Genomic DNA, 21,550 nt, shown 5'->3' with positions numbered 1-21,550 from the left:
ATTGCATCTCTCTGAAGAACATATTCATTATACGGGTTACAGAAGTTCTTTCTGTACCCAAAGGCTAATACTCCCGCCATTAACAGGAAATGTCGCCCCACCATCTTCATCTGTAGTAATAATATCCTGACGATTACCTAAGTAATCAGCAAACTCTTTATTTTCAAAACCTCCACCAAGAACGATTGTTTTTTCACTTTCTGCGCCATTCGAAAGAATCACCACACAACCGGGTGCCTCCGCCGTGCCAGCACGAACAAAAGCAATACAGTTTTTATCATCAAAATAATCGGTTTGTGCGCCATGAGCGAAGCGTTGCCTGGCTTGAATTAGCCTCTCCAATTCAGCAACAACCGGCATCTCTATCTGATAAGTCCCCCCATCTTCACCGTTATCTTCATAATTGGCACCAAAAAGATCGGGGTAAAAAACACAGGGAATACCTTGTTCTCGTATTAAGATCAACGCGTAAGCCAAAGGTTTAAACCAAGGTTCTACCGGTGCTTCCAGAGCCTGAAGTGGCTGAGTATCGTGATTGGCCACCAACGTAATGGTATGTAACGGGTCAACTTCAATTAATGAGCCATTGAATATTTGCGTTAAGTCAAAATCTTCGCCCTGTTTCGATGCTTCGTGAAACTTGTGATGTAAAGCAACGTCGAACAACATTACATTGCCTTCTACCCGTGCCAGATATTGTTGTAATTTTTCGATATCAGGGGACCAATACTCCGCAATAATCAGTAAATCATGTTCTGTTTCATTTTGTATATATTCTATCCATGCTTTAAAAAACCATGCCGGGATATGTTTTACTGCATCCAATCTAAAACCATCAATTGATAGTGACTCCAGTAACCATTTTCCCCAATATTTTAACTCATCCATAACGGCAGGATTACGGAAATCAATATCCGCCCCCATCAGATAGTCGAAATTACCTAACTCATCATCAACCTCTGTATTCCATCCCTCATTGCTATAATCGTTTACTATCTTAAAAACCCCCTCATCTGAGGGTTCTTCAATATAATCAACACCGGTAAAACACTGTTTATCCCAAACAAAGGATGAATAAGTTTCATTGCGGCCAGGAAACGTAAAACGGGTATAGGCAAGGGCGTCGATAATATCATCGTCCATTTCAGTTCGGTTATCAGGATTAACTTTACGGACACTGACCTGTTCTTTTTCATCCGCCCCCATCTTGTGATTGAATACAACGTCAAAAAGAACTTTTATGCCATTCTCCTTCAATCGGTTAATCGCATTCTGTAATCCTTCTTTGTCGCCATATTTAGTCGACTGAGTCCCCTTCTGATCAAACTCCCCCAGATCAAACAAATCATAGGTGTCATATCCTACAGAATATCCTCCTGAGGCACCTTTATATGCGGGGGGAAGCCAAACGATATTAATTCCAAGTTGGCTAATATGTGCGGCTTGATCTGAGACCTCCTGCCATAATTTACCGCCATCAGGATAGTACCAATGGAAAAACTGGAAGATTGTGGGATTATTCATAGGCTTGATAACTCCATTTAACCGTACATCTCACAGTATGGCCCACTTTATAAAAGTTGGATTGGCAATAAGGTAATAGACTGTGTATTCGTTTTAATAGTGAGTTAATGTAAGGTCGGCCAGCATTAGAAAGAGGTAATTTAAATGAAAATAGTGGATATCCCCTTCGGTATCACCGATTGGTCAGAAATAGAAACAACTGAGCATAAGGGGGAACAAGGGGTTGCCTACTGGCGAACACAACTTTTTGGTCGTGTTAGAGTCCGTATGGTTGAGTACAGTGCTGGATACAAAGCTGACCATTGGTGTTCTAAAGGGCATATATTGCTGTGCCTTGAAGGTGAACTAAGCACTGAATTAGACGATGGGCGAAGCTTTATATTGAAGGCAGGTATGAGTTATCAGGTTGCCGATGGCGCCGAAGCACATCGTTCATCTACAATCTCAGGGGCCAGACTTTTTATTGTCGACTGATCACGTTTTTCGAAGATATCTATGAGTCCTTTATATTCAGCTAGCAGCCAGTCCTCGGCTGTTAGCTGAAATAAACGTTGTTACTGCCCTTCAGGTAATGAATCAACGGGGTTATCCGGGTATAAAACCCGAATACGTCGTCTGACAATCTCGACCTGAAATGCTGCCATGACTGCAATCATGATCAGGATTTCACCAAACCCGCCTTGTTCCGTTGGTTGATTATAAAGATATTGCAGTGTCCCTATAATCCATTTAGAACCAACCAATAGCAGAAATAAAGTTATCGTCAGTGGTGTTCCCTTGCAAAAAATACGTCCATCAGGTTCACGCCAAATCTCTATAAGGCGACCTTGCAAAACACCGACAACAATACTAAATAAAACTCCGCTACCTAAAACTACCCAGGAAGTCATCGTAGCGGGCATATATGTTCCACCGACTACCAGGCCGACCATCCCGTAAACCCAGGCCCATTTAAAACGGGCGGGGCCTAAAGACACCTCGTGGCTGACCGACTGGCGGTACAATGCAAAAAGTGTTAGCACCAGAATAATCAGTATTTGTACGGGAGTCATCGCTATCTCCTTCAAGAGAAGCATCTAATCAGGGATAAAGTGCCTTAATCTGGCATAGTGGCTACCTGCTCTCGCAGTATATTCACGCTTTATCAGTCTTTGGCAACACCAAACAGAAGGTGACCCTTCCCGAACGGTTAACGAAGTCCGTCAACACGTACTGTATAAAGTTTAGGCTATTTCTCAATAAATAACAGAATCCGCATAATATTAATTTATTCCGCACTCCATATTAAATAGTTTTAACTATCCGTTATTACATCTCAATTTCGCTTTAGCTAATCTCAGTCATTTGTATTTATAACAAAGGAATAACATTTGGCGGATCCTCTGATATATTCAATATCTTTTCATTAGTGCTAAACTGCCGATGCTTTTTATTCAGGAGTAAAAAGTTAATTTAAAGGAGAAGAGAAATGACTCAGAATATTTATGATAATCAGGCATTTTTTTCAGGGTATGCACAACTTCCCCGTTCAGTTGACGGATTGGCTGGCGCGCCAGAATGGGAAGCCATTCGCCAGATGCTGCCGTCGCTATCAGGAAGTAAAGTTGTAGATCTGGGTTGTGGCTATGGCTGGTTTTGTCGCTACGCATGCTCGCAAGGTGCCAGCGAAGTTTTAGGGTTGGATGTTTCAACGCGAATGTTAAACCGTGCTAAAGAGATGACCACTGACGAAAACATTATTTACCGTCAGGAAGACCTGGAACATTTGCATCTACCACCACAACTGTTCCAATTAGCCTATAGCTCACTCACATTGCATTATATAAAAGCACTGCCAGCACTGTTTGCCACGATTTATCAAGCACTAACTCCTGGGGGCAGTTTTGTTTTTTCCGCAGAACACCCTATCTTTACCGCAGCAAAGCAACCTGGTTGGTTAATTGCCGATAATGGGCAAAAATCCTGGCCGGTGAACAGTTATCAGGCGGAAGGGGAACGTATAACAAACTGGTTGGCAGAAGGCGTTATCAAGCAGCATCGGACATTAGGGACTTATATTAATTTTTTGATAAAACAAGGTTTTATAATTACACATATCGAAGAATGGGGACCAACAACACAGCAAATTATAGATTATCCTGCATTGGATGAAGAGAAAGAACGCCCTATGCTATTTTTACTTTCTGCGAAGAAACCTGAATAGAAATCGGGATGGTTTTTATTAAAAATTCCTGCATCAACTCGTGACTCTTGGGGAGGTTTACTCCCCCAGCGCCTGTTTGATATTGACTCGGCGAACCTAAAAACCACTAACTCATTATAAAACCCCTTAATAGGGTTAAATGACCTATAGTATAAATTAAATGCAACGCTGTATGGGATCCATTATGTCTAATAAAAATCACGAAGAAACAACAGTTAATGAAGGTTTGGCTAAAATTCATGAAGCTTCAGAACAACTTACCGAAGAGCAAATTGAACAGTTGGCTGAAGAAGCCAAAGCCGCAGCCAGAGATAATGTACAAAAGCATACACACGACTAATCAACAAAATGGGGGATGTATATGAATACTGTGCCGCCAGATGGATTACCAATATACCGGCTGATTACCGGACCAGATGATTCATCATTTTGTCACCGAGTGTCTGATCAATTGAAGCTTGGCTATGTATTATACGGCTCACCGTCAATCGCTTATGACCCAGAGAAAAAGACGATAATTGCAGCACAAGCGATCATTTGGCCCGGGAATTGAGCCTGATGGTAATAAAAGCTACCCGAGCCACAGTTGGTAATTTTTGATACGGGTGAATAGATTCTTGGATTGAGTTTTACGTCTGTAAAATGTCATCTCACTGATGAGAAAATAATTAATTTTCAATGCGTTAAATTTATTTTTGATGTTGTTTTGTAGCCACACCCAGTAGTACTTGATCACTACTGATAATCTTTGTTAGCGACACTTCGCGCTAAGTGGATAAGACAAGTAACAGGAGACGATGAATATGCAAGCTCCCCCGATACCTCAAGATGAGGCTAAGAGAATTGCTACATTACGCTCTTATAATATTCTCGATACCTCTCCCGAAGAACGCTTTGATCGTATCACCCGCTTAGCTAAACGTTTATTTAATGTGCCAATCGCGCTTATATCTATCGTCGACGTAAACCGGCAATGGTTTAAATCACATCCCGGACTGGAAACCAGCGAAACCCCCAGGGATATATCTTTTTGTGGTCATGCGATTTTAGGTGACGATATCCTTTTGGTACCCAATGCCCTTAACGACCTTCGTTTTAGTGACAACCCACTTGTTACCGACGATCCTGGCATTCGTTTTTATGCGGGTTGTCCGCTGGTTGTTCCCAATGGCAGTAAACTTGGCACACTCTGTATTATCGATCTTAAACCGCGCTCTTTAGATGAATACGACCAACAACTTTTATGTGACTTAGCGAAAATGGCTGAGCAAGAAATTGCTGCCGTTCAATTAGCAACTATTGACGAACTAACACAGTTAACCAACCGTCGAGGCTTTGAAATTCTGGCTCAGCATGCATTGACATTTTGCTCGCATAATAATATTCCTGCCACCTTGATTTTCTTTGATCTAAATGATTTTAAAGAAATAAATGACAGTTATGGTCATGCTGAAGGTGATAAGGCATTAGTCACTTTCGCTGAAGAGTTACAGCTTTTCTTTCGTGACACAGATGTTGTCGCCCGATTGGGGGGGGACGAATTTGTCACATTACTCACGGCATCAGGTTGTAGTGATATGCCAGCAATATTAAGCCGCTTTAAGAATGCATTAGAATTACGCAATAGCCAGGAATTGCGTGGTTATAATATTAATTTTAGCGTGGGGTACGCTAATTGCGATTTAGAGAAAGATACACCGATTAATGAACTACTCGCCGCCGCCGATTCATCCATGTACACGCATAAATTAGAGCTACGCACTAAAAAAACCCCTTTTTCTAAGAGTTAATGTCATATGTTATTACACTTCTCAAAGCAGCAATAAGTTGTCGTGTTAATAATTAATCAAATCAAAACTAAATACCTAAACAATAAATCTGCCAGGAGAGATATACCCGATATGCTCCTAAATGGTGCAAACTCCCTAAATAGGGGCGCTAACTTAGTTATCCATAATAAAAATAAACTATTTTTCAATTAGTTAGATATGGCGCAAATATTGCTTAATTAAAGACCATAACAGCAAGGAGGAAGAAATGAGAGCAATGTCCGCGTACTACTTACAATATACTGTATTTCTGCTACTGATTGCTGGAACCATCAATTTTATTTTTCAGTAACCGCTAAAAGAGTCTCGCTAATGCGCGGCTCTTTTGTTTTATCTCGGGTAAAAAGTACAATAAATTGTCGTGTTAATACGCAAAAAAATAATTGTTTGACTCATTGATCCTCACCCTACATGACTGTCATACAGCCATCGCGTCTCGACATTTAGCCTAAAATCGAAAGAATACTCTCAGGAAAGGTAGTATCAAACGTTTGAGCGATTTCCGCTTTCGACCACCATAGGTATTTACTGTTCACAGACCTCTCATATCACGGCCCCTGGATATTATGGAAAATTGAGATTTTTATTGTGCAATGTTAGTGAGTAAAGCATTACGATTATCACAACTACGGAGAAAATAAAACTATTCAGCGCAAGCTGATAATCATAATTGATGTTTATTCAACTTTATTTACTCAATTAACATTCGGGTTTTAACGTGTTTTACCCATATTCCTGGTTAAGATATACATAAAAAAGTCAATTATTTAAATCGAGACTCACTATTTATATATCATAAGAAATAGGCTGAGAGAGGATATTGAGATGCTAATAAGGCTTGTTCGTCGTTAACCCATCAATTTAATCCAGCATATGAAATAAACAGATGGAATATTAAATACTGCCGATACGAATATGGCACAAAAATATAAATAAGACATATGAAATTTAGTGTAACTTATTGATTTTGTTGGTGGGTCGTGCAGGGTTCGAACCTGCGACCAATTGATTAAGAGTCAACTGCTCTACCAACTGAGCTAACGACCCAACGGCGATAATTATTCTCCTGTTAGCCTTGGCTGTCAAACATTTCATCGGATTTTTCTGTTTATACTGTTTATATCCCTCTCTGGAGATTAATTATTCATCTGTTCTTTACGATTATTGTTAGTTATGTGACTTCATGTTGTAATTCCAGCTGCTGTGATGAACTTAACAAAATTCAGTGTGTGAAATATAAACACTGGAAAACGAGGCGTATTGTGCAATTATTGTTGCGAAGATATTAAATAATTCGCAAATTGTACTTAAAACATAGCAAAAAACAGACAGACAGACAGACAGACAGACAGACAGACAGACAGACAGACAGGTTAAGACCAAAGAGCCAACATAGAGCTCAACAACTTCACAAATACAGGAAGAGGGAATGGGAAAGATGGTAGACCAATCCAAGATAGTGGCAGAACAGTTGCCGGAACCTGAAGAGCATCTTCAACGAAGCCTCTCCAACCGCCATATCCAGCTAATTGCTATTGGCGGGGCTATAGGTACCGGATTGTTTATGGGATCGGGTAAAACCATCAGCCTTGCCGGGCCGTCGATTATTTTCGTTTATATGATAATCGGTTTTATGCTGTTTTTCGTGATGCGGGCCATGGGTGAGCTGCTGCTATCGAATCTGAAATATAAATCATTTAGTGATTTCGCCGCCGACTTACTCGGCCCTTGGGCTGGTTTTTTCACCGGCTGGACCTACTGGTTTTGTTGGGTCATCACCGGGATCGCTGATGTGGTTGCCATCACGGCTTACGCCCAATTTTGGTTCCCCGGTTTCTCCCAGTGGGTTGCCTCACTGCTAGTGGTTTTACTGTTGCTATCACTGAATTTGGCCACGGTAAAAATGTTCGGGGAAATGGAGTTCTGGTTTGCCATGATTAAAATTGTGGCAATTGTGGCACTGATCTTTGCCGGCTTAACCATGGTGTTAATGAGTTATCAGTCCCCTTCGGGTACCACCGCATCATTTACCCATTTATGGAATGATGGTGGGATGTTCCCGAAAGGAATCAGTGGATTCTTTGCGGGCTTCCAGATAGCCGTTTTTGCTTTTGTCGGTATTGAGTTAGTTGGGACCACCGCTGCTGAAACCAAAGATCCTGAAGTGGTATTACCACGTGCTATTAACTCCATCCCTATCCGCATCATCATGTTCTATGTTTTCTCATTGATTATGATTATGTCAGTGACACCATGGAGTTCAGTAGTTGCCGATAAAAGCCCGTTTGTTGAGTTATTCGTTCTGGTCGGGTTACCTGCCGCAGCGAGTGTGATCAACTTTGTGGTCCTAACCTCGGCGGCTTCGTCAGCTAACAGTGGCGTGTTTTCCACCAGCCGTATGTTGTTCGGTTTGGCAAAAGAAGGTGATGCACCAAAGCAATTTGGTAAGCTGTCGCGCCGTTCCGTCCCCGCATCCGGCCTGACATTCTCTTGTATCTGTTTGCTAGGTGGTGTGGTTCTCATTTACCTAATCCCGAACGTAATGACGGTGTTTACACTGGTCACCACAGTTTCAGCGATTCTGTTTATGTTCGTCTGGACCATCATCCTTTGCTCTTACCTGGTGTATCGCAAAAGACGCCCGGCATTACATAAGAAATCCATCTATAAAATGCCCGCTGGTATTTTCATGTCGTGGGTATGTATGGCGTTCTTTGCCTTTGTCCTGGTGCTGTTAACCTTGGAAAGTGATACCCGCCAAGCCCTGATAGTGACGCCGCTGTGGTTTGTCATTCTGACCATTGGTTATCTCATCTTGAAGAAGCGCAGAAGCTACTTGTACGACAACCGTAATCAGTAAGGCGTCATCATCACCTATAGCGGTTGTTTTATTATCATCACCTTACTCCCCTGCACGGGAGTAAGGTTTTTATACAGATATACTTAGGCTGCCGTGATTGCTTCGCGTAATCGGCGTGGCGTTAAGCCAAAATGCCGCTGAAAACGTGAAGTAAAACGGGATGGTGAAATATAACCGTGCTGTGCAGCGATCTCGCCAATCGAAAGTGATGTGGTTTGTAATGCATTTAATGCACACCCCATACGAACCTCTTCCAGAATCACGCGAAAACTGCGATCTTCTTGCATCAGTTTGCGCCGCAAAGTTGAATCCCCAAGATGCAAAGAGTGGGCGACATCACTCACGCTCCAGTTGCGCGCCGGATCGAGCAGTAAAACTTGTTGTACCTGTTCCGCCCATTTATCTCGTCGGTCGATTAATAACGTCCCTGCCTGCCCAGCCAAGTGCAGCGCCAATAAAACCCCCATCGCCGCATGCTGTAAGAGCGCATCTGGCGCATGACACTTCACGTTGAGCAATAAGCTATCCCATGCAAGGCGGGTATGGCTATCCAGAGGAACACATAGCGATGCAGTTGCCACTGGCGTCACCGCCGAGGCACCGTACCAGTGGCGAAACTGGCGTAATAAACTTTGCGGCAGATAGACCATATCAGAACAATAATGCCCCCGATCCGGGGTATTCGCGATACTGACTTCGATACCGGCAGGAAACAAAATAAGCGACGATTGCCCCGCACTGGCAGCCTGTGCCCCCCATTGCACCAATTTACTGCCCTGACGGACATGGCACAGTGCCGGTGAAAACACCGTGACCCGATGCAACGTATGTGCTTGGCGGGCAACAATTTCAGCGCTGGAGATAGCCATCTGGCTATGATTTATCTGCTGCATACTTCCTGCTCTTGGATTAATAATTAGCGGCCATAAGTGGCAACCAGTTGCGTTTTCGCAATCACATTACTGTTGAGCATAAAACCCACCAATGCACCACTGGCATCACTACTGAGGGGTAATTTATCTGTTTTCAATGCCCACACCGTGAACTGATAGCGATGAGGTTTATCTCCTGCTGGTGGGCAAGCCCCTCCGAATCCCGCATAGCCGAAGTCATTGCGCCCCTGAACAGCACCAACAGGTAAAGTGCCATTTTTGCTCTGCCCAGCATTAGTTGCCAATGAATGAACATCGGCGGGGATATTCACCACCGTCCAATGCCACCAGCCACTCCCCGTCGGGGCATCAGGATCATAAGCGGTAATGGCGAAGCTTTTGGTTCCTGCGGGCGCACCCTGCCATGAAAGCTGTGGCGATTGATTCCCGCCATCACAGCCAAATCCGTTAAAAACCTGCTGGGTTTGTAAGGGTCTACCTTCAGGCATATCGCTACTTTTGACGCTGAAGGTTTGTGCCTGAGCAGATAATGACACTGCGATAATCGCCAGAGACAGTGCTATTTTTTTCATGATGGTTCTCCTGTGAGGTAAGTTAGTAGCTTACGCAAACAGGCTTGTTTACATTGTGCCATAACGCTCTGTTAGTGTGCCAAAAAGCTCAATCAAGAGCGTTAAGGCGTTTTATGACCAAGACGTCACGCCATGTGCAGGATCATCGCGGTAAAATGCTCGCAACTGCGGTTAAATAAGTTGTGATAAGCGTGTCAGAAAGCTGTCGGGAACATGTCATGCTGCTGTCGTGGCAGTGACGAGGGCTTAAGCATAGGTTTGTTGATATCGCTTCAAACCTCATAGGAAAATCAGTATGAACATCTATCGTATTCGTGAATTGCGGTTGGCCCGGGCCTGGTCACAAGAACAGTTGGCTGAACTTTGCAGTCTGAGTGTGCGCACGATTCAACGCATAGAGAATGGTGAACAAGCCAGCCTGGAAACACTGAGTGCTATTGCGGCCGTCATGGATCTGAAAGTCAGTGAGCTGTATTGCCCAAATGTCTCTCAGGAACAGAGCACCCCGTCGCAAGCCGTTGACCAACGCGTCATTGATGCCCGCAAAGCGGTTGAGGATGAAATGTCTTTACTGCGTCAGTTACTGCGGGCGGTTATTCTGTGTGCAGTGCTGTTTGCTATCAATTGGTTTACGTCACCTGGCTATATGTGGGCCTGGTGGGTAGTGCTAGGGCTAAGTATCCCGCTGTGTCTGCGCGCAATAAATTTGTTATTGCTGGGTAATTGGGTCGAGCGCTGGCAGCAAAAACGCCTGCAAAAGAAGTTACGTAATCTGTAACAATATTGCGCTAATAAAACCAGCAGAAAGAGAAGGTTACCTCATATCCCGTTCACTTTCCGCACGACTAATAAGTTGCAGCCTGATTATATTGGCGTATGGTTAATAGGTGTCATTAGCAGCGACTATGATTACATCATCAGCATTATTCAATAAATTTGATTGGAGCATAGCGAGATGGCGAAAATTTTAGTGCTTTACTATTCCATGTATGGGCATATCGAAACACTTGCCGGTGCGATTGCCGAAGGTGCCCAAAAAGTCAGCGGTGTTGAAGTGACCATCAAGCGAGTCCCTGAAACCATGCCACCAGACGCCTTCGCCAATGCCGGCGGCAAAAACAACCAGCAAGCCCCGGTCGCAACGCCGCAAGAACTGGCCGATTACGATGGCATCATTTTTGGTACCCCAACCCGTTTCGGTAATATGGCAGGGCAAATGCGTACCTTCCTCGATCAAACCGGCGGGCTATGGGCTTCTGGTGCACTGTACGGCAAAGTTGCCAGTGTATTCTCCTCAACCGGTACTGGCGGCGGACAAGAGCACACCATCACCTCCACGTGGACCACATTAGCCCACCACGGTTTTATCATCGTGCCAATCGGCTATGGGGCCAAAGAGTTATTTGATGTTTCACAGACCCGTGGCGGTACCCCATATGGTGCAACAACCATTGCCGGTGGTGATGGCTCCCGTCAGCCAACTGCTGAAGAGCTTGCTATCGCCCGTTTCCAGGGCGAGCATGTGGCAAAAATTACCGCCAAACTGGTAAGCTAACGCCTTTCATAATACCTAATACCGCAGCGGGGTTAGTTTCGCTTAATATTCAGCCCATATCAGGGCTTGGCAAGTAGCGTTCAAATCTGCTTTGAGCATCAACCCTGCTGTCTGGCAATAAAAAAGCACCGCATGAAAGCGGTGCTCTTGCTTACTCATTAAACAGAGTTAGGCTTCAAGCAGCCCTTGTGCCAGATAGTGGTTAGCATCAACCACCCCAGGTAACACGAAGAAATATCCCCCACCGATCGGTTTGACATACTCTTCTAATGCCTCACCGTTCAACCGTTTTTGTACCGTCAGGAACGCCTTTTCCAAATCAGATTGGTAGCAGACAAACAGCAAGCCCATGTCCAGTTGCCCTGAATTTGACACTCCCAGCGAGTAACTGTAGCCACGGCGTAACATCAGGTTATTCTGAGTTTCTGCGGTACGTGGATTTGCCAGCCGGATATGTGCATCTAGCTTAATCACGTTGCCATCGGGATCTTTGGTGTAATCCGGCTCATCATGTTCATGTATGCTCCCCAAGGGTGCACCGCTATGTTTATCACGGCCAAAGATAGTCTGCTGTTCTTGTAACGGTGTGCGATCCCAGAATTCCACTTTAAAGCGAATAATCCGCGCCGCCTGATAGCTACCCCCGACAGCCCATGCGGGCTCGCCGATATTGTCCTGAACCCATACTACTTGATTAATCAGCGGCTTATCACTGGTTTTGGGATTCGCAGTGCCATCTTTAAAACCCAACAAATTGATCGGCGTTTCTTTACCTTTGCTACGGGCCGCATGAGCAGAAATAAAACCTTCACGCTTCCACCGCACACTGAGTAAATCTGGCGTGTGCTTGATAATATCGCGCAAAGCGTGAATCACCGTTTCATTGGTATTAGCACAAATTTGCAGCAAGATATCACCATGACACAAACCCGCATCCAGTGAATCATTGGGGAAGCGCGTCATTCTTTGTAGCCGCAGTGGTTTCTGTCCCTGCAAACCAAACCGCTCATCAAACAAAGAATCCCCCACAGAAACCGTAATGGTCAGGTTATCCGGGTAAATTTCCGGCCCCATAATTCCAGAATCCAGCGGTGGCAATTTGGCATTAACCGAAGGTGCATGCCCGCCGCGGGTCAGGAAGTCCAGCCGCTCAGTCAGCAGTTTGAATAATCGGGTTAAGGCCGCCTTATCAGTGGCCAATACATCAAATGCTACCAGCATCATGGCCGCTTGCTGTGGGGTTAATACCCCTGACTGATGCTGACCATAAAAGGGCTGCTTCTGCCAGCGTTCATCTTGCGCAAGTGCAGCCTCGGGTGCAGGGCAATCTGCCGCTCGGGCTATCTTTGCCCCGCCAAGCGCCAAGGCACCACTCATCATGCCCATACCCAGCAGTAAACGCCGACGGGACGGCAATGCCGCCCCGTTATCATGTTGATACGACCCGTGTTGCGGGCCGGTTTTCTTACTCATCTTAATGCCTCAATCCAAACCCAATACGCCACGAAGCTGAGCAAGGTCTTCCGCCAGTGCCGTAATCGGCCCTTTCATAGCATTACGATCGGCGTCAGTTAACTTCTCGTAAGACTCATAACCCTCTTTCGTGCGATATTTCGCCAATACGCTATCGACGGTTTTGAAGTTAGCATCGATTTTTTGCAGCAGCGGCTGGTCGGCTTTTTCCAGCAATGGCCGCAGCAGATTAACAATTTTCTGTGCTCCATCAACGTTGGCTTGGAAATCCCACAGATCAGTACGGCTGTAACGGTCTTCTTCACCACTGATTTTGCTGGCCGCAACCTCTTCGATTAAGCCCGCAGCACCACCAACCACTTTATTTGGCGCAAATGTCAGGCCGGTGATACGTTGTTGCAGTTCCAGGGTGTCCTTGTACAGTTGGTCGGCGAATTTATCCGCGCCTTTAGTGGTGTTGTCACCAAACAGGATTTTTTCTAACCGATGAAAACCGGTAAATTTCGGATCAGCGGCCTTCTGCTCAAAATCGTCCTCACGGGCATCGATACTGCCATCCAAATCTGAGAACAATTCAGCAATCGGCTCGATACGCTCATAATGCTGGCGGGTTGGCGCATACAACTTGCGCGCCAGAGCCAAATCGCCTTTCTTGATTGCATCAGTAAAGGTTTTAGTTTGCGTGACTAATTGGGCAACTTCTTGTGTTACATAGACTTTATATTCGGCAATTGGCCCGACCAATGCCATCGCGTCCGGTTTTACCGCAGCGTGATCAGCGGCCGCCGTAACTGTCAATTTACCTTTCGGGTTGCTGAGTAAGCCACAGGTCATATCGTATTCACCCGGCTCCAGATTAGCCGTCATCTTCTGGGTAAAACCCGGGGCAATATTTTCGCGTTCCTCAACCACCATCACGCCTTTGAGGATCTCCCACTCCAACCCTTTCTGACTGGCATTATGGACAATAAATTGAGTTTTACCGGCAGGAATAGACAGCGCCATCGGCTCACACTGCTTATCGTTAACGGTAATTTTAATTTGTGGAATATCAGCTGCTTGTACGTTGATAGCCACAACAGGTAGTGCCAGTAACGCGGCGTGCAATGCAGTGCGACGGAAGAACCGGTTAGACATGTGAAAATTCCTGAATTATTGGTTAGTTTTCCGCGCAGCAGCGGCAATTGTGGCCGCCGTAGTGCGTGGTGGAAGGAAAAAGAGCATCAGTGCCGGAATCAGATAGATAAAGTAGACCGCAACTTCGCTAATTGTTGGTGCTTCCTGATAGCCAAACATCCCTTCAAGGAAGGTGCCGAGCAGTGAATGAGTGGAGAGCACATTCGTCAAATCGAACGCGATATCCTGAAAATGATTCCACAGACCGGCTTCATGGAAGGCTCTGATAGCTCCGGCGGCCAGGCCTGCGGCGACAAACAAGATAAACAGGCTGGTCCATTTGAAAAATTTAGCCAGATGCAACTTAACGCCGCCCCAGTAGATAGCCATCCCCACTAAAATGGCGCAGGTCAGGCCAAGTATTGCGCCAATTGGCGCGCCAATCCCGACATCCTGCTGGAAAGCCGCCAGTAAGAAGAATACCGATTCAAGCCCTTCGCGGGCCACGGCAAAAAAGACCATCGCCACCAATGCCCAGCCCTGACTGCGGCCTGAGTTGAGGGCATTATCAATTGCCCCTTCCAGATGGACTTTGACTGACTTGGATACCTTGCGCATCCAGAAAACCATATAGGTTAAAATGCAAACTGCGACCACCGCAATAATACCTTCAAACAGCTCTTGCTGTTTTTGCGGAAACTCACCCGTGGTTTCATTAATAAATATGCCGATAGCAAGGCATAGCGCGGCTGCCGTTACCACTCCAATCCACACTGCCCCCATCCATTGACCGCGTTGAGTGCGCTTAAGGTAACTGGCGATCAAGCTAACAATCAGCGCGGCTTCCAGCCCTTCACGAAACATAATTAGAAATGGGACAAACATGCTAAGCACCCCTGCGCTGGATATGGGTATAAATATGTAATTATGAGTAACGTCAATTTACGTAAAGAAAAGTAAAACTAAGAACGATAGTGATTATCATTCTGGCAAAAAGAAATTCAAGAGGCTAAATAAGAATATTGTTAAACAAACTGTGGCAAGTTGTTTCTGCCGGGTTAAATAACAAATAAATTCATTAAGATACGGTTTTTTAGCTTGCAACGCCCTCTCAGCCTATTTATCGATATCTGGCGCAATTTTCAGCAAAAAAAAAGCCTCCTGTGGTACAGGAGGCGATGTTAAGCAAAAGTAAATGCCATTAATAACAGCATGTGTGCGCTATTAAATGGTTTTAAACTCCGCTTCAGCATTACGGAAACGTTCAGTAATGGTATTACTTGGCGTATTGCCCAACAAGCTCACCACCACAATGGCGATACTGGCAAATAGGAAGCCTGGTATAATTTCATACAAGCCCAACCAGGCATATTGCTTCCAGACGATAACCGTAATAGCACCGAGCAACATCCCTGCCAGTGCACCATTGCGAGTCATTCGTGGCCAAATCACCGAGATAAGAACCACAGGACCAAATGCGGCGCCAAAACCGGCCCATGCATAGCTAACCAGACCAAGAACCCGATTATCCGGGTCCGCTGCCAGTGCGATAGCTATCAATGCCACCAGCAACACCATGGCACGGCCGACCCACACTAACTCTTTCTGACTGGCCTTTTTACGCAGGAATGCTTTGTACAGGTCTTCCGTCAACGCACTAGAACACACCAGTAACTGGCAGCTTAAGGTACTCATGACGGCTGCCAGAATAGCGGACAGTAAAATACCGGCAATCCATGGATTGAAGAGTAATTTAGCTAACTCAATGAAAACACGTTCGCCATTTTGGCTCACATTCCCGGCTTGTTCAGGATGGTTTTCAAAGTAAGCAATACCAAAGAAGCCCACCGCGATGGTCCCTGCCAGACAGAGGATCATCCAAGTCATACTGATGCGGCGTGCACTACGAATAGTACGGTGAGAGTCTGCCGCCATAAAACGCGCCAGAATATGTGGCTGACCAAAATAACCCAATCCCCAACCGAGTAGAGAGAGGATGGCAACCAGATTCAGCCCTTTAAACATGTCAATATTCGCCGGATTTTTCGCAGCAATGACCATCATGGAAGTGTCGATACCTCCCACCGCCAGAATAACAATAATCGGGGTCAGGATCAGAGCAAAAATCATCAGCGTTGCTTGTACTGTATCCGTCCAGCTTACTGCGAGGAAACCGCCAATAAAGGTATAGGCGATGGTAGCCGCAGCACCAGCCCATAATGCGGTGCCATAGCTCATATCAAACGTACTTTCGAATAAACGCGCACCGGCAACGATTCCTGAAGCGCAATAAATAGTGAAGAAAACCAAGATAACTACCGCTGATATCACCCGCAGCAATTTACTCTTATCTTCAAAACGGCTGGTGAAATAATCAGGCAATGTCAGTGCATTGTTATTGGCTTCGGTATGAACCCGCAAACGGCCTGCGACCAACTTCCAGTTAAGATAAGCACCAATCGTTAGACCAATGGCTATCCAGCTCTCGGAAATACCCGACAGGAATATCGCCCCCGGTAATCCCATTAATAACCAGCCACTCATATCGGAAGCACCGGCAGATAATGCAGTGACCACACTGCCTAAACTTCGCCCACCCAGAATATAATCATCAAAGTTATTGGTTGCCCGGTAGGCCATGAGGCCAATTAATATCATCCCAAAAATGTAAACTAAAAAAGTCACCAACATTGGCGTATTCATGGTCATGCAACGTCTCCATAGTGCGTATTATCGTTTTAATATATCCCGCTATTTTGAGTTCTTTCCGCTCAGTGCGGTATCATGTTTTCACTCTGGAGAGCCGGAACGTGACACTCAGTTGCACCAGAGATGAATCTCGAACTCAAATAAACTACCAGCACAACTATTCGCTGGCGAACGGCCATCTCGCGGTGGCTATCCTAGTGGAGGAGTTTCCTTACTCACAACAAATTAAACAAATTTTTTACAAAAAATTCACCCTGCATCACATTACGCCATGTTAGAGGTTACACCTTCCATTGCAAAATGAGTCATACCTAAGGTTAATCCCTCACAAAGCCTACCATTGTTAGCATTAGCATTAGCCTTAGTTAAACATAATATTCGATCCCTCCGACGCCCCGCTTGATTGTTAAAAACAAGACTGAATTCACACTTCATTCACGCCGTGATTTAACACGGTTGCACAAAGTTGCAACATGCCTGATATTATCAGGAATCAAATCATAACCCCCCTTATTAAAGGAGCCGGACAGCATGGGTAGCACCACAATGGGCGTGAAACTCGATGAAGCAACACGCGACCGTATCAAGGGCGCGGCACAGCGTATTGACCGCACGCCACACTGGCTGATCAAGCAGGCCATTTTTAACTATTTGGAACGACTGGAAAGTGGCAGTGAGCTACCCGAATTGCCAACACCCCATGTGACCCCTATCGCGGAAACGGACGATATTATGCCGCAAGTCACTGAAAGCGCACATCAACCATTTTTAGATTTTGCCGAGCAAGTGCTACCACAATCAGTAACTCGTGCGGCCATCACTGCGGCCTATCGTCGTCCCGAAACTGAAGCCATACCGATGTTATTGGAGCAAGCACGTTTACCGGCCGATTTAGCGCAAGAAACCCATAAGCTGGCCTATTCCATTGCTGAAAAATTGCGTAACCAGAAGAGTGCTAATGGTCGCGCGGGTATCGTGCAAAGCTTACTGCAAGAGTTCTCCCTCTCGTCACAAGAGGGTGTGGCATTGATGTGTCTTGCGGAAGCACTACTGCGTATTCCTGATAAGCCCACTCGTGATGCACTGATCCGCGATAAAATCAGTAACGGCAACTGGCACTCTCATTTGGGGCGCAGCCCGTCGATGTTTGTCAATGCGGTGACCTGGGGGCTGCTCTTTACCGGCCATCTGGTCTCTACTCATAATGAGGCTAAGCTCTCCGGCTCCTTAAATCGTATTATCGGTAAAGGTGGTGAGCCATTGATCCGCAAAGGTGTGGATATGGCGATGCGGCTGATGGGCGAGCAATTTGTGACCGGCGAGACCATTGCCGAGGCATTGGCGAACGCCCGTAAACTGGAAGATAAAGGATTCCGTTACTCTTACGATATGTTGGGTGAGGCAGCACTGACAGAGGCAGATGCTCAGGCTTATCTGCTCTCCTATCAACAAGCAATCCATGCTATCGGCAAAGCCTCAAATGGCAGGGGAATTTATGAAGGGCCAGGTATCTCAATTAAGCTGTCCGCCCTGCACCCTCGCTATAGCCGTGCTCAATATGAACGAGTAATGGATGAGCTGTATCCACGGCTATTATCGTTGACCTTGCAAGCACGGCAGTATGATATTGGCATTAACATTGATGCAGAAGAGGCTGATCGTCTGGAAATCTCCCTCGATCTGCTGGAAAAACTCTGTTTCGAGCCAAAATTGGCAGGTTGGAACGGTATCGGCTTCGTCATTCAGGCATACCAAAAACGTTGCCCCGCCACTATTGATGCCGTGATAGATATGGCCCAGCGCAGCCGCCGCCGGCTGATGATTCGCTTAGTCAAAGGCGCATACTGGGACAGCGAGATTAAACGCGCTCAAGTTGATGGGTTAGAAGGTTATCCGGTTTATACCCGCAAGGTGTATACCGATGTCTCTTATCTGGCTTGCGCGCGTAAATTACTGGCCGTACCTAATCTGATTTATCCCCAATTTGCCACTCATAACGCGCATACCTTGTCCGCTATCTATCATCTTGCAGGGCAAAATTATTACCCCGGCCAGTATGAGTTCCAATGCCTGCATGGCATGGGGGAACCGCTATATGAACAAGTCGTCGGGAAAGTTGCCGAGGGTAAGCTTAATCGCCCATGTCGTATTTACGCTCCGGTCGGTACCCACGAAACCTTACTGGCGTATCTGGTACGCCGCCTGCTGGAAAACGGGGCCAACACATCGTTTGTCAATCGCATTGCCGATACCACTCTGCCACTGGATGAACTGGTCGCTGATCCTGTTAGTGCTGTAGAAGCCATCGCCGCCAGTGAAGGGCAACTTGGTTTGCCTCATCCACGAATCCCGTTACCACGCGACCTCTACGGTAAAGATAGAGCCAATTCCAGCGGATTAGATTTGGCCAACGAACACCGTTTGGCCTCGCTCTCCAGTGCCCTCCTCACCAGTGCCAGCCAGATATGGCGGGCAGAACCGATGATTGGCGCAGAAAGTGATAGCGGTATAGCACTTGATAACCTGGCCGTTATCAACCCAGCAGAACCCGCTGATATCGTCGGTTACGTTCGCGAAACAACGGATGCTGAAATCAGTCGTGCGCTAGATGCGGCTGGCCGCGCGGGGGCTATCTGGTTTGCAACGCCACCGGCCGAGCGTGCGGCTATTTTAGTGCGCGCCGCCGAACTGATGGAAAGTCAGATGCAAGCGTTGATGGGGATACTGGTACGAGAGGCGGGTAAAACCTTCAGTAATGCCATTGCCGAAGTGCGTGAGGCTGTTGATTTTATACACTATTATGCTGGAATGGTCCGAGACAACTTCTCTAATGATAGCCATCGTCCTCTCGGCCCCGTGGTCTGTATCAGCCCATGGAACTTCCCGTTGGCAATATTTACCGGCCAGATTGCCGCAGCATTAGCTGCCGGTAACAGTGTATTAGCAAAACCGGCGGAACAAACGCCACTGATTGCTGCGCAAGCTGTACGTATCTTGCTAGAGGCCGGTATTCCTCACGGCGTGCTACAACTATTACCCGGCCGAGGCGACAACGTTGGGGCGACATTGGTCAATGACAACCGTGTGCGCGGCGTGATGTTTACCGGCTCAACCGAAGTCGCTGCTATTTTGCAACGCAGCATCGCAGGCCGCCTTGATCCTCAGGGCCGCCCAACGCCACTGATTGCCGAAACCGGTGGCCTCAATGCCATGATTGTTGATTCCTCTGCATTGACGGAACAGGTGGTGACCGATGTCGTCGCATCAGCCTTTGACAGCGCGGGCCAACGTTGTTCGGCCTTGCGTATTCTTTGCATTCAGGATGATGTTGCTGAGCACACGTTGCAAATGTTGCGTGGCGCGATGGCCGAGTGCCGGATGGGTAATCCAGAACGCCTGTCTACAGATATTGGGCCGGTGATTGATGCCGAGGCCAAAGCTGGGATTGAGCGCCATATTCAGGCCATGCGCGCTAAAGGGCGTAAAGTTTACCAGGCTGCCCGCACCAACAGTCAGGACGAAACCGAGTGGCAACGCGGTACCTTTATTAAGCCAACATTAATAGAGCTGGATAGCTTTGATGAGTTGAAAAAAGAGATCTTCGGGCCGGTACTGCATGTGGTACGTTTCCAGCGTCAGAACCTTGGCGCCTTAGTCGATCAAATCAACGCATCCGGCTATGGTTTAACCTTGGGCATTCACACCCGTATTGATGAAACTATCGCCCAAGTCACTGAAAAAGCTAAAGTAGGCAACCTCTACGTTAACCGCAATATGGTTGGGGCGGTGGTTGGCGTACAACCTTTTGGTGGTGAAGGGTTGTCAGGAACCGGCCCTAAAGCGGGTGGTCCACTGTATCTGTATCGTCTGTTGTGCAGCCGCCCAGAAGATGCGGTTCTTAAGACACTGGCACATCAAAATATTGAGCAACCACAGAATATGGCTGGTCGCGAAGCATTACAAATAGCCCATCGCGCTCTAATACAATGGGCTGACAAACAACAATATGCTGAATTAGTGCCTTTAGCGCAGCGCTATGGCGAACTGGCGCAAGGTGGCACCATACAGTTATTGCCTGGGCCAACCGGTGAGCGCAACAGTTATACCCTACTACCGCGTGAACGTGTTCTTTGTCTGGCGGATAATGACACTGATGCTCTAATACAACTGGCAGCCGTTCTGGCAATCGGCTGCGAGATCTTATGGCCAGAACAGGGGATACAAAAGGATCTGTTACGCCAGCTACCGGCGGTAGTGCAATCCCAAATTACCCTTACCCATGACTGGCAAACCGCCAACGTACCGTTTGATGCCGTTATCTATCACGGTGATGCTGATCAATTGCGCACCTTGTGTGAGCAGATAGCTCAAATTGAGGGGCCAATTGTCTCGGTACAGGGCTTCGCCCGTGGTGAAACAAATATACTGCTGGAACGCCTGCTGATTGAGCACTCACTGAGTGTGAATACCGCCGCAGCGGGAGGAAATGCCAGCCTGATGACCATCGGCTAGCTAACTAAGCCCACTCTTTTTCGCACTTAGAGTGCCTGCACCAATAAGGTCCTTCGGGACCTTATTCTTTACGTAGACTCCGGTCGCAACTGACGGGTTATTATTCGATATGTGCCGCATTCCCTGATGTAAAACGGGTATGAAACTATTTTCCTCTGGCAGCCTCTCGCATATTTGACATCACTCTGTTGAGCCTTTCCTGGTAATTAACTCATTATAAATTCAGACAAATGACGGAACTGTATACGTCCCTAGCTTTCTTCTTAGTGAAGATCTTATGTACAACCCCTCTCAGGAGTGATAA

17 protein-coding genes and 1 tRNA gene are annotated in these 21,550 nt (G+C 46.5%); 9 read left to right on the top strand and 9 right to left on the bottom strand.

The window, feature by feature from the left end:
* Positions 1–36 precede the first annotated feature (36 nt).
* On the bottom strand, positions 37–1,524 hold the full coding sequence (gene amyA / locus Q2T71_RS08440; RefSeq protein ID WP_372558763.1) for an alpha-amylase: 1,488 nt from the start codon (positions 1,522–1,524) through the stop codon (positions 37–39).
* A gap of 144 nt (positions 1,525–1,668) precedes the next feature.
* On the opposite strand from amyA, the gene Q2T71_RS08435 reads away from it, so the two are divergent.
* Complete coding sequence (locus Q2T71_RS08435) at positions 1,669–1,998, top strand: DHCW motif cupin fold protein (RefSeq protein WP_083159118.1); 330 nt, start codon at positions 1,669–1,671, stop codon at positions 1,996–1,998.
* 80 nt (positions 1,999–2,078) lie between these two features.
* Here the strand turns inward: Q2T71_RS08435 and Q2T71_RS08430 are convergent, their stop codons facing one another.
* Positions 2,079–2,576: a hypothetical protein gene (locus Q2T71_RS08430; protein ID WP_083159119.1), complete on the bottom strand. Its 498-nt coding sequence runs from the start codon at positions 2,574–2,576 to the stop codon at positions 2,079–2,081.
* Between the two features lie 416 nt (positions 2,577–2,992).
* Between Q2T71_RS08430 and Q2T71_RS08425 the strand changes: the two genes are divergently transcribed.
* The 4 genes from Q2T71_RS08425 (at position 2,993) to Q2T71_RS08410 (ending at position 5,517) form a co-directional block, all read left to right on the top strand.
* Positions 2,993–3,727: a class I SAM-dependent methyltransferase gene (locus Q2T71_RS08425; protein ID WP_372558762.1), complete on the top strand. Its 735-nt coding sequence runs from the start codon at positions 2,993–2,995 to the stop codon at positions 3,725–3,727.
* A gap of 172 nt (positions 3,728–3,899) precedes the next feature.
* On the top strand, positions 3,900–4,067 hold the full coding sequence (locus Q2T71_RS08420; protein ID WP_372558761.1) for a hypothetical protein: 168 nt from the start codon (positions 3,900–3,902) through the stop codon (positions 4,065–4,067).
* A 15-nt stretch (positions 4,068–4,082) separates the two neighbouring features.
* Positions 4,083–4,280 carry a DUF1737 domain-containing protein gene (locus Q2T71_RS08415; protein ID WP_372558760.1) on the top strand — a complete coding sequence of 66 codons (198 nt, stop codon included), beginning with the start codon at positions 4,083–4,085 and terminating at the stop codon, positions 4,278–4,280.
* A 244-nt stretch (positions 4,281–4,524) separates the two neighbouring features.
* Positions 4,525–5,517: a diguanylate cyclase domain-containing protein gene (locus Q2T71_RS08410; RefSeq protein WP_372558759.1), complete on the top strand. Its 993-nt coding sequence runs from the start codon at positions 4,525–4,527 to the stop codon at positions 5,515–5,517.
* A gap of 1,010 nt (positions 5,518–6,527) precedes the next feature.
* Here the strand turns inward: Q2T71_RS08410 and Q2T71_RS08405 are convergent.
* A tRNA-Lys gene (locus tag Q2T71_RS08405) sits at positions 6,528–6,603 on the bottom strand.
* Positions 6,604–6,994: 391 nt separating this feature from the next.
* On the opposite strand from Q2T71_RS08405, the gene cycA reads away from it, so the two are divergent.
* Positions 6,995–8,416: a D-serine/D-alanine/glycine transporter gene (cycA, locus tag Q2T71_RS08400; protein WP_193784822.1), complete on the top strand. Its 1,422-nt coding sequence runs from the start codon at positions 6,995–6,997 to the stop codon at positions 8,414–8,416.
* 83 nt (positions 8,417–8,499) lie between these two features.
* Here the strand turns inward: cycA and Q2T71_RS08395 are convergent, their stop codons facing one another.
* A complete protein-coding gene (locus Q2T71_RS08395) occupies positions 8,500–9,309 on the bottom strand; it encodes a helix-turn-helix transcriptional regulator (protein WP_372558758.1) in 810 nt (269 codons plus the stop codon).
* Between the two features lie 23 nt (positions 9,310–9,332).
* Positions 9,333–9,881 carry a kinase inhibitor gene (locus Q2T71_RS08390; protein ID WP_372558757.1) on the bottom strand — a complete coding sequence of 183 codons (549 nt, stop codon included), beginning with the start codon at positions 9,879–9,881 and terminating at the stop codon, positions 9,333–9,335.
* 295 nt (positions 9,882–10,176) lie between these two features.
* Here Q2T71_RS08390 and Q2T71_RS08385 point away from each other — a divergent pair, with 295 nt between their 5' ends.
* Both Q2T71_RS08385 and wrbA read left to right on the top strand, forming a co-directional pair.
* Entirely contained in the window at positions 10,177–10,659 is a 483-nt protein-coding gene (locus Q2T71_RS08385) for a helix-turn-helix domain-containing protein (RefSeq protein WP_372558756.1), read from the top strand.
* 177 nt (positions 10,660–10,836) lie between these two features.
* A complete protein-coding gene (gene wrbA, locus Q2T71_RS08380) occupies positions 10,837–11,436 on the top strand; it encodes an NAD(P)H:quinone oxidoreductase (RefSeq protein ID WP_083159127.1) in 600 nt (199 codons plus the stop codon).
* A gap of 168 nt (positions 11,437–11,604) precedes the next feature.
* On the opposite strand, the gene efeB is transcribed toward wrbA, so the two are convergent.
* The 4 genes from efeB to putP all read right to left on the bottom strand — a co-directional run bounded on the left by efeB (position 11,605) and on the right by putP (position 16,734).
* Positions 11,605–12,909 carry an iron uptake transporter deferrochelatase/peroxidase subunit gene (gene efeB, locus Q2T71_RS08375; RefSeq protein WP_372558755.1) on the bottom strand — a complete coding sequence of 435 codons (1,305 nt, stop codon included), beginning with the start codon at positions 12,907–12,909 and terminating at the stop codon, positions 11,605–11,607.
* A gap of 9 nt (positions 12,910–12,918) precedes the next feature.
* A complete protein-coding gene (gene efeO / locus Q2T71_RS08370; RefSeq protein WP_372558754.1) occupies positions 12,919–14,046 on the bottom strand; it encodes an iron uptake system protein EfeO in 1,128 nt (375 codons plus the stop codon).
* Between the two features lie 15 nt (positions 14,047–14,061).
* Complete coding sequence (gene efeU, locus Q2T71_RS08365; protein ID WP_372558753.1) at positions 14,062–14,910, bottom strand: iron uptake transporter permease EfeU; 849 nt, start codon at positions 14,908–14,910, stop codon at positions 14,062–14,064.
* Positions 14,911–15,249: 339 nt separating this feature from the next.
* The gene (putP, locus tag Q2T71_RS08360; protein WP_083159131.1) at positions 15,250–16,734 is read right to left on the bottom strand and encodes a sodium/proline symporter PutP; all 1,485 of its coding nucleotides are present in this window, start codon (positions 16,732–16,734) and stop codon (positions 15,250–15,252) included.
* 531 nt (positions 16,735–17,265) lie between these two features.
* Here putP and putA point away from each other — a divergent pair.
* Complete coding sequence (gene putA, locus Q2T71_RS08355; protein ID WP_372558752.1) at positions 17,266–21,246, top strand: trifunctional transcriptional regulator/proline dehydrogenase/L-glutamate gamma-semialdehyde dehydrogenase; 3,981 nt, start codon at positions 17,266–17,268, stop codon at positions 21,244–21,246.
* Positions 21,247–21,550 lie beyond the last annotated feature (304 nt).

The sequence above is a fragment of the Yersinia sp. 1652 StPb PI genome (genome assembly GCF_041538345.1).
In the GTDB taxonomy this organism is placed as follows: domain Bacteria; phylum Pseudomonadota; class Gammaproteobacteria; order Enterobacterales; family Enterobacteriaceae; genus Yersinia; species Yersinia enterocolitica_E.
This window is presented reverse-complemented; position numbering and strand designations above follow the sequence as displayed.

Coding starts and splice junctions, on each gene's coding strand:
- amyA (WP_372558763.1), bottom strand. CDS start 1,524: ATGAATAATCCCACAATCTTCCAGTTTTTCCATTGGTACTATCCTGAT.
- Q2T71_RS08435 (WP_083159118.1), top strand. CDS start 1,669: ATGAAAATAGTGGATATCCCCTTCGGTATCACCGATTGGTCAGAAATA.
- Q2T71_RS08430 (WP_083159119.1), bottom strand. CDS start 2,576: ATGACTCCCGTACAAATACTGATTATTCTGGTGCTAACACTTTTTGCA.
- Q2T71_RS08425 (WP_372558762.1), top strand. CDS start 2,993: ATGACTCAGAATATTTATGATAATCAGGCATTTTTTTCAGGGTATGCA.
- Q2T71_RS08420 (WP_372558761.1), top strand. CDS start 3,900: ATGGGATCCATTATGTCTAATAAAAATCACGAAGAAACAACAGTTAAT.
- Q2T71_RS08415 (WP_372558760.1), top strand. CDS start 4,083: ATGTATATGAATACTGTGCCGCCAGATGGATTACCAATATACCGGCTG.
- Q2T71_RS08410 (WP_372558759.1), top strand. CDS start 4,525: ATGAATATGCAAGCTCCCCCGATACCTCAAGATGAGGCTAAGAGAATT.
- cycA (WP_193784822.1), top strand. CDS start 6,995: ATGGTAGACCAATCCAAGATAGTGGCAGAACAGTTGCCGGAACCTGAA.
- Q2T71_RS08395 (WP_372558758.1), bottom strand. CDS start 9,309: ATGCAGCAGATAAATCATAGCCAGATGGCTATCTCCAGCGCTGAAATT.
- Q2T71_RS08390 (WP_372558757.1), bottom strand. CDS start 9,881: ATGAAAAAAATAGCACTGTCTCTGGCGATTATCGCAGTGTCATTATCT.
- Q2T71_RS08385 (WP_372558756.1), top strand. CDS start 10,177: ATGAACATCTATCGTATTCGTGAATTGCGGTTGGCCCGGGCCTGGTCA.
- wrbA (WP_083159127.1), top strand. CDS start 10,837: ATGGCGAAAATTTTAGTGCTTTACTATTCCATGTATGGGCATATCGAA.
- efeB (WP_372558755.1), bottom strand. CDS start 12,909: ATGAGTAAGAAAACCGGCCCGCAACACGGGTCGTATCAACATGATAAC.
- efeO (WP_372558754.1), bottom strand. CDS start 14,046: ATGTCTAACCGGTTCTTCCGTCGCACTGCATTGCACGCCGCGTTACTG.
- efeU (WP_372558753.1), bottom strand. CDS start 14,910: ATGTTTGTCCCATTTCTAATTATGTTTCGTGAAGGGCTGGAAGCCGCG.
- putP (WP_083159131.1), bottom strand. CDS start 16,734: ATGACCATGAATACGCCAATGTTGGTGACTTTTTTAGTTTACATTTTT.
- putA (WP_372558752.1), top strand. CDS start 17,266: ATGGGTAGCACCACAATGGGCGTGAAACTCGATGAAGCAACACGCGAC.